Origin of the sequence: Brachyspira pulli, assembly GCF_036997785.1 — a bacterium.
Taxonomy (GTDB): Bacteria; Spirochaetota; Brachyspiria; order Brachyspirales; family Brachyspiraceae; genus Brachyspira; species Brachyspira pulli.
Genome location: NZ_JAWLQI010000092.1, coordinates 1 through 8,573, shown reverse-complemented (window position 1 = coordinate 8,573; position 8,573 = coordinate 1). Strand labels below are relative to the sequence as shown.

Sequence of the window (8,573 nt, the reverse complement as noted above, 5' to 3'; positions counted from 1 at the left end):
GTTAAAAATTTTCAGTATATACTATTAATAATTATAATTGCATATACAAAATGTTATCGTTTAAGTATACAGATTTTTAATATTATGATTTATAAAGATAAATAAAATTATTTAGATATTAAAATTTATGGAATTATCTTAATACACCAAATTCTACAATATTTCTATTATCTACTTCTTCAGGATTAGGAATAGGATATTCTGACATATCTTTACCTTCTCTCAGCATATTATATATAGTTAAATTATTTTTTCTCCAATCTGCTAACCTTTGATTATATTCTCTTGTATAACCTAAAGTCATTTTTAATCTATTATTATTGTCAAGTATAAAACCAACAACCATTTTTACACTATCATCTGGTATAGAATCCCTTACCTCTCTAGCCACATATTTTAAAGGCATTTTTTCATAATAATAGGCATTAGTTGGAGTTTCAGCATATAACAATGTACCTGAACCTCTTTTCATTCCATTTATTCTGTATTCTACATTTCCATTATCTTTAAATACATATAAATAGCCGTTTGGAGCCATTACACTTTTACCTTTTACTTTTTTTATCCACACGCTATTATAATTTTTTCCGCCGTCAGCTAATTTTGTATTAGAAGCACAAGAAGTAATCAAAAATAGTAAAATACACACGATATATGGTTTCATAATAAGTTTTCCATTATACAAATATACAAAATAATTATTACTATATATTATCGGCATTTGATTTATTTATCAATATATATTTTTTTTCATTAATATATTATTGTTCATCTATTGCTATTTAATAAAATATTACTTATATTATAGCAAAATATTTTTATGACTTTATAAGTGGTAAAATCAATATGTTTAACAATGAATCTATAGCAAAAATATTAGTAGAAAAGTTTATACATAGCGAAGAATTTTTAAATTTCGATATAGAAAAATCAACAAGTATCACAGGACTTAAAGGCGGAAGCGATGCATTATTTTTTGCCTCATTATTCTTTAAAGGAAACAGCATACTTATAATAAAAGAAAATGAAAGCGATGCTATGCTTTTAAGTCAGTCTTTAAATTTCTATAATATAACAAATTATTATTTTCCGGATTATGATACAGTACCGTTTACAAAAATGTCTCCTGTTACAGATATAGCACAAGACAGAATAAATATTTTATACAAATTATTAAATAAAGAAAAATGTATTGTAGTTACCACAATTAATGCCATTACCAGAAAAATAGCAAACCGTGAAGATATAAAAAAACTTTATATAGAACTTCATGTAGGCGACAAATTAGATTTAGAGAATTTAAGATTACAATTATATGATTTAGGATATGTTATAGAAAGAGAAGTAGCTGAAAAAGGCACTGCATCAGTAAGGGGAAGCATAGTAGATATATTTTCTGTAGAATATGATAATCCTATAAGAATAGAAATGTTTGATGAAGAAATTGAAAGCATAAGACTTTTTAATATAGAAGACGGAAGATCTTTCAAAAGCATAAAAGATATTGTAATTTATCCTGTTCGTGAAGTTGTATACAGTGATACTGCGGTGGAGGAATTCATAAATAATAATGAACTTGAAGATGAATTAAAAGACAGCATAAGCAAAAGAAAATACTTCGCAGGCAGTGAAAATTTACTTCCCCTATTTTATAATAATTTGGAAACTATATTTGATTATTTTGATTACGGGTACATATTTATAGATGATGCTTTAAAACTAAAAACAAAATTGATAAATGTATTAGATACAATAAGAGAAAATTTCAATGATATAGATAATATGTTTAGAATAGTAGGCGACATTGAAAATTTATACATCAACAATAATTATTTTTCTGAAATAGCAAGCAAAGCAATCAATATATCTCCTTTTATAACTGATATTAATATACATAAATTCAATTTTCTTGAAGGCATATCTTTCAAATCAAGACTTACTGACTTTTTAGATTATGTTAGGGAATACAGAGAAAAAGATTATCTTATAATACTTTCTACAGGTCATTATGATCAGGCAAATAGATTTTATAAAATAATGCAGGATTTATCCCCTATAGTAATAGCACCGGAAGATGTAAAAGAAGAAAAAGAAAAAATACAAGAAACCGAAAAAAACAATAATACAGAAGAAACAAATAATAATCAAAAAGAAAATAATAATAAAAATATTGTTCAAGATTCAAATAACAATAATGAAGAAAATACTGCTGAAGAAGTTGTTTTAGAAGAAACAAAAAAAGAAGATAGAATAATTTCTGATTATTCAAAAAATGAAAATAATTTTTATATAATAACCACACAAGCATCATCAGGATTTATAAAAGATAATATAAAAACAATATTCATAGCCGATTGGGAAGTTTTCGGACGTAAAAGAAAAAAGGTACGCAAAATTCCTAAAGTTAATAAAAACTTGATAGAAACATTTGTTGATTTGAATGTAGGCGATTATGCTGTACATGTAAATTATGGTATTGGTAAGTATTTAGGTCTTACAAGAAAAATGTCTAATGGAAAAGAAAAAGATTATATCACATTAGAGTATGCCAAAGGCGATAAACTTTATATACCTGTAGAACAGATGAACTTCGTACAGAAATATATATCCGGACATGGTGAGGCTCCTAAATTAACACAGTTAGGCGGAAGTGCTTGGGATAAAATAAAAAGTAAAGCTAAAGAAGATGCATTAGCAACTGCAAGGGAATTAATTAAATTATATGCTATAAGGTCTAATATTAGAGGAAATGTTTATGGGCCTGATACACAATGGCAAGATGACTTTGAAGCTTCCTTTAAATATGAAGAAACAGTTGATCAATTAAGAGCTATAAATGATATAAAAGATGATATGGAAAGCGGTAAGATGATGGATAGGCTTGTATGCGGCGATGTTGGTTTCGGTAAAACAGAAGTGGCATTCAGAGCAGTATTTAAAGCCATAATGGCTGGCAAGCAATGTGCTATACTATGCCCTACAACAATATTATCTCAGCAGCATTATAATAACGCTAAAAAAAGATTTGAAGATTTCCCTGTAAGAATAGAAGTATTAAATAGATTTGTAACTAGCAAACAGGCAAAAAGAAATAAAGAATTGATAAAAAATGGTTCATGCGATTTGATAGTAGGAACTCATATGCTTTTATCAAAAGACATAGATTTTAAAAATTTGGGTCTTATAGTAATAGACGAAGAGCAGCGTTTTGGTGTTAAACATAAAGAAGCTTTAAAAAGACTTAGATTAGAAACAGATGTTCTTACACTTTCAGCAACTCCAATACCTAGAACTTTAAACATGGCTTTAACTGGCATAAGGGATATTAGTGTAATAGAAACCCCTCCTTTAAATAGGATTCCTGTAAAAACTTTTGTTACAGAGTTCACAGAAGAAGCTGTTGTTAATGCTATAGAAAGAGAATTAAAAAGAGATGGTCAAGTATTCTATCTCTACAACAGAATTGACACTATAGAATCATTTGCTTTAATGATAAAGAAACTTTGTCCTCAAGCAAGAATATGTGTAGCTCATGGAAGAATGACAGGACATCAGCTTGAAAAAATAATGAGCGATTTCATTAATCATAAATATGATATTTTAGTGTCAACTACGATAATAGAAAATGGAATAGATATACCTAATGCCAACACTATATTAATAGATAATGCAAATAAATTAGGTTTATCTGAATTATACCAATTAAGGGGAAGAGTTGGAAGAAGCGGCAGAGAGGCTTATGCTTATATGTTCTACCCTAGTGATTTAGCATTAACTGAAGTTGCTTATAAAAGACTTGAGGCTATATCAGAACATACAGACCTTGGAGCAGGATTTAAAATTGCTATGCGTGATTTAGAAATAAGAGGTGCTGGTAATATATTAGGTAAAGAACAGTCTGGAATGATATATCAAGTTGGTTATGAACTTTATACTCAAATGCTTGAAGAAGCTACTAATGAATATAAAGGCGAAATAAAAGAAGTTACTTTTGATACTGTTATCGATTTAAAGCATAATTTATTTATACCTGATTCATATATAGCAGATTCAAAAGAAAAAATATCAGCCTACAAACTTATAATGCGTTCTCAAAGCGATGAAGATATTGATTATGCCAAAGAATTTATGATTGATAAATACGGCAAACTTCCAAAGGAATTAGATGATATTTTTGATATAGCAAGGCTTAAAGTAATATTAAAAAGAGTAAGAGTATTATCTGTTATGGAAGGTCATTATAATATATATCTTAAATTGGATAAGTATTCTAAAATAGATACAGACAAACTTATTAAGTTGATTAATACTAAAGGTTCCGGAGTGTATTTTGATAAAGATAATCTAAATCAATTAATAATACCTGTTCTAATGGATAAAGAAAATGATTTTGATTGGAAGGTAGAAAAGATAAAAAATACTATACTTGAAATAGAAAGCGACAAAATAAATACTATAGAAACAAATGAAAACAACAATGATAAAAAAGATGATGAAGAAAATAAAATGTCTATTGCTGAAGCGAACTTTAAGAATAATAAAAATACTAAAAAAAGGACACTCACTAGAAGAAGCAAGGCTCCAAAAGTTATAAAGATAAATAAAAATTAAATTTATTGTATAAATCATCTTATATATACTAAAAATTTTTAACTTTGTCAATTTTTTGTTGTTCTTTTTCCCGCCGCAAAAAGAACCAAAAAGTGCAAATATAAAATTAGTATTAAATCATACTAATTATGTTTTACATGCAAGATAAATTACTAAATTTAAGTCGAAATGCAGCCTTTCACGAAGCGTATCCGAGTTTATCGAGGATATAAGCTTCTTTGTGGCAACAAAAGAACTGGGGGTGTGGGGGCAAAGCCACCACAAACAATAAAATTGAAACAACTAAAATTGACAAAATATAGTTGTTTAGGCATATACTGAAAATTTTTAAGTATATGATTTCTTATTTTGGAAAATCACTAAATATAAAAATAAAATATTAACCTTATTTTTGATAAAACATATTTTTCAGTATAATACATTTATTAAATAAATTCTAATGAAAATTGTTTGCTTATTAATATTTATAACTTTTCATTTTCATCATTAGATATTATTCTCACTTCCGCATTCAAAGTTATTCCTTTTTGATTATAAACTTCTTCTCTAACCTTCCTCATAAGATTTAAAATATCTCTGCCTGTAGCATTATTATAATTAACTATAAAATTAGCATGATAAGGTGAAACCATTGCTCCTCCAACTTTAACGCCTCGCATATTAATGGAATCTATTACCTTGCCTGCTATCATATTAGTTTCATAATCATTCAAAAAAGTACTTCCTGCTGAAGGATATTTAAATTGATTTTTATTTTTTCTGTCTTTGAAATATTTTTTCATCTCTGGTTTTATTAATTTTTTAGAACCTTTTTCTAATTTAAATCTCACATCTAATATAACATATTTCTTATCCTGAAAAATACTTCTCTTATAAGCATACTGACAATCTTCAATACCTATATGCATATAATCAAAATTATCATCTATTATTCCAACTTTATCTATAAATTCAGAAACAGAATGTTCATAACATCTTGCATTCATATAAGCAGCACCGCCTATACTTCCTGGAAGCCCGTATAAAAATTCTAATCCAGTAAAACTATTTTTATAAGCATACTTTACAACATCAATAACATTAGCTCCCGAATAAGCTAAAATATTATGAGATGTATGCTCTACCCTAGTGAAAAATCCTGTATAAATAATAGGAAACTCAATTACCTTATCCAAAAATAAAATATTACTTCCGCCGCCTAAAATAATATATCTTTTATTATTATCATTAAGATATTTTAATAAATCTATAAAACCATTAATAGTTTCAGGAACATAAAATTCTGAAGCCTTGGCATTAATTCTAAAAGTATTTAATTTCTTTAAAGAAACATTTTCTCTGCTTAAAACACCATTCAAAGATTTAATCATTTTTAACTATTCCGTAAATATTATTTAATGAAAATATAATAACAAATTTTCTAAAACATTACAATAAGAATTAATTATATTGACTTTTAAATATTTTGTAATAGAATAAAAGAAATAAATGTTAAAGGTATAATACTTATGGATATACTAGATACTATAAAATCTGTTACCGCCCATGATAAATATCAAACTGAATTAGTAAAAGATTTACAAAGCAGAATAGAAGAATTAAATTTAATAATAGGAAATTTAGATAATTTAAATAAAGAATTAGAAAGTGAAAATAAAAAATTAAAAAATCTTATAAAATTTTCTATATGTAAATACCCACCATATATGCTTTCTGATATGATAAAAGAGAATATGAATATAAATATAAGTTCATCTAAAATTGTACGAATAGCTGAAGAAAATAAATTATTTGAATATGAATTTTTAGCTTTAAGAATACCAAGAAAAAGAAATACAAATGATAAATTTGCTTCAACAGTTATATTTTCAATTTTGGGTGTAACAAAAATATTAGATATAATAAAAAAATCATTGCATTTGTTTGATAAATACAATGTAAATATAGAAAATGATTTAGATATATCATTAAAACAATTACAAGAAGGAAAAACAACAAAATATTCCATAAAAGATTTAAGAGCTATGGAAAATGAATAACAACATTATTTTTACTAAAAAAGCAGAAGAACATATATTATTCTTTAAAAAAACAGATAAAAAAATACTCAAAAGAATAAACGATTTAATAGAGAATATATTAGAAACACCATATGAAGGAATAGGAAAACCTGAGGAACTAAAACATAAATATAAAGACTGTTATTCAAGAAGAATAAACAAAAAACATAGATTAATATATAAAATAGATAATGATGATCTAATAATATTATCATGTAAAGGTCATTATGATGATAAATAAAAATAATCTATTTATTATACAAATAAGGATTTTCTATTAGAGAACTATTTATAAACATATCTTTAATATCTGCCTCATTGTTTATTTTCCAAGCATTCAAATCCTGATCAAAATTTACAGCATTCTTAAACATACAAGTCATATATTTCACATTAGAAACATTCCATTTGTCTAATGGCTGATTAAAATTAGATGCCCCATAAAACATATAACTCATATCCAAAACATTAGATACATTCCAATCATTAATACATATATTAAAATTATTTATATTATGAAACATTGATTTCATATTAATAACATTAGAAGTATTCCATTTCTCTATACCTGAAAAATCTATTCTTACATTATAATTCTCATATTCATTGTAAGAACCTTCAAAGCATGAAAAATTAGGCTTATCAAAAAGCATAGACATATCGGTTATCAATGAAGTATCAATATCTCCTAAATAAATATTATTGTTTTCTATTAAACTTCTTAATTCTATTTTATTTTTTGGTGTATACACATTAAAATCCTAATATTTAATAAAAAAGTTCTTCTTTTTTAAAATCTATTATCATCAAAACAAGCCAATAATATATGAATCTATTTTCAACTGTTTTATTTTCACTATTAGTAAATGATATATTAATTTTAACAATATCTCCATTATTTATATATTCTTGAAACTCTATTTTAATAATAAATTTATCTTTTTTAAAATCTTCAAAATAAAATATACTCTCTGAAAATTTATAAATAACATTCATAGAATATCTGCTTGCAAATGCTTTCAAACTTGAATAAACTATTTCTATGTTTTTCAGCTTTTCTATTACTTTGTTAAAATCTGAAGTATCTATATTAATAATTGGAAACTGATTTATAGGCTGAAATATCTCATAATCATTTAAATGCATTTTCCATTTTGCAATATCTTCTTTAGTTAAGTCAAATACACTAGATAAATTAATATAACAATTTTCATCCATAACAACATTATTATCATCATAGTCAGTATAACTGCCGTCGCCTAAATATCTAAAAGAAGTTTTTAAATTCATATTTTCATCATATAAATTCCAAATTAAACTATATGCATATTTATTCATTATAGGATTATCAATAAAAATTTCTTTCCAAAATTTATAATTATATTTCTTACCGCTTATTAAAATTTTTATTAAATTATAATTCTGACTTTTCAATATATTAGGAATCTCTTTTCTAATATGCTTTATTTCTTCTTTTATATTTTCAGGAAAGTATTTAGGTATTGATTTTAATTCTTTTTTATTGTTAATATCAAACAATTCTACTGCATTATTATTTTTAAGAGAGATTTTATATTTATTATCATTTACTTCTATAATTTTCTCTCCTCTTTTATCTAATCCAAAATCATATACTACTTTAAAACCTAATTCATATAACTCTAAATTCATTTTTTCAGCAATAAAATTTAATAAACTAATAGCCTCTTTTTTAATAGAAGCCTTTTTATTCCTAGCAAAAACATTATATAATAAACTTAAAGCGAATTTACTGTCTGTATTCAATGCTAAAATCTTCATAAATAATAATGAACTATTTTCTCTATTGTACATTTCAATTAACATATTATCATCAGCATATACACCGCAAACTAAAACAGAAACATCTTTTTGAGAATTAAT

Annotated in this window: 7 protein-coding genes; 3 read left to right on the top strand and 4 right to left on the bottom strand. The window is 25.1% G+C overall.

Annotation, left to right across the window (positions count from 1 at the left end):
* Positions 1-133: 133 nt before the first annotated feature.
* Entirely contained in the window at positions 134-664 is a 531-nt protein-coding gene (locus R4K56_RS13975) for a hypothetical protein (protein ID WP_335758780.1), read from the bottom strand.
* A gap of 182 nt (positions 665-846) precedes the next feature.
* Here R4K56_RS13975 and mfd point away from each other — a divergent pair, with 182 nt between their 5' ends.
* Complete coding sequence (gene mfd, locus R4K56_RS13970; RefSeq protein ID WP_335772935.1) at positions 847-4,611, top strand: transcription-repair coupling factor; 3,765 nt, start codon at positions 847-849, stop codon at positions 4,609-4,611.
* 464 nt (positions 4,612-5,075) lie between these two features.
* Here the strand turns inward: mfd and murB are convergent, their stop codons facing one another.
* On the bottom strand, positions 5,076-5,981 hold the full coding sequence (gene murB, locus R4K56_RS13965) for a UDP-N-acetylmuramate dehydrogenase (RefSeq protein WP_335772936.1): 906 nt from the start codon (positions 5,979-5,981) through the stop codon (positions 5,076-5,078).
* A 138-nt stretch (positions 5,982-6,119) separates the two neighbouring features.
* Between murB and R4K56_RS13960 the strand changes: the two genes are divergently transcribed.
* Positions 6,120-6,650 (top strand): hypothetical protein, encoded by a 531-nt coding sequence (locus R4K56_RS13960; protein WP_335759974.1) that lies wholly within the window; start codon positions 6,120-6,122, stop codon positions 6,648-6,650.
* Entirely contained in the window at positions 6,643-6,912 is a 270-nt protein-coding gene (locus R4K56_RS13955) for a Txe/YoeB family addiction module toxin (RefSeq protein ID WP_335759975.1), read from the top strand. The genes R4K56_RS13960 and R4K56_RS13955 overlap by 8 nt, the downstream gene beginning before the upstream one ends.
* Before the next feature lie 7 nt (positions 6,913-6,919).
* On the opposite strand, the gene R4K56_RS13950 is transcribed toward R4K56_RS13955, so the two are convergent.
* Both R4K56_RS13950 and R4K56_RS13945 read right to left on the bottom strand, forming a co-directional pair.
* Entirely contained in the window at positions 6,920-7,423 is a 504-nt protein-coding gene (locus tag R4K56_RS13950) for a BspA family leucine-rich repeat surface protein (RefSeq protein ID WP_335772937.1), read from the bottom strand.
* 16 nt (positions 7,424-7,439) lie between these two features.
* On the bottom strand, positions 7,440-8,573 hold a 1,134-nt coding region (locus tag R4K56_RS13945; protein WP_335786923.1), incomplete at its 5' end, for a DUF4132 domain-containing protein.

Excerpts from the sequence above, each read along its gene's own strand:
- R4K56_RS13975 (WP_335758780.1), bottom strand. The coding sequence starts at position 664 with ATGAAACCATATATCGTGTGTATTTTACTATTTTTGATTACTTCTTGT.
- mfd (WP_335772935.1), top strand. The coding sequence starts at position 847 with ATGTTTAACAATGAATCTATAGCAAAAATATTAGTAGAAAAGTTTATA.
- murB (WP_335772936.1), bottom strand. The coding sequence starts at position 5,981 with ATGATTAAATCTTTGAATGGTGTTTTAAGCAGAGAAAATGTTTCTTTA.
- R4K56_RS13960 (WP_335759974.1), top strand. The coding sequence starts at position 6,120 with ATGGATATACTAGATACTATAAAATCTGTTACCGCCCATGATAAATAT.
- R4K56_RS13955 (WP_335759975.1), top strand. The coding sequence starts at position 6,643 with ATGAATAACAACATTATTTTTACTAAAAAAGCAGAAGAACATATATTA.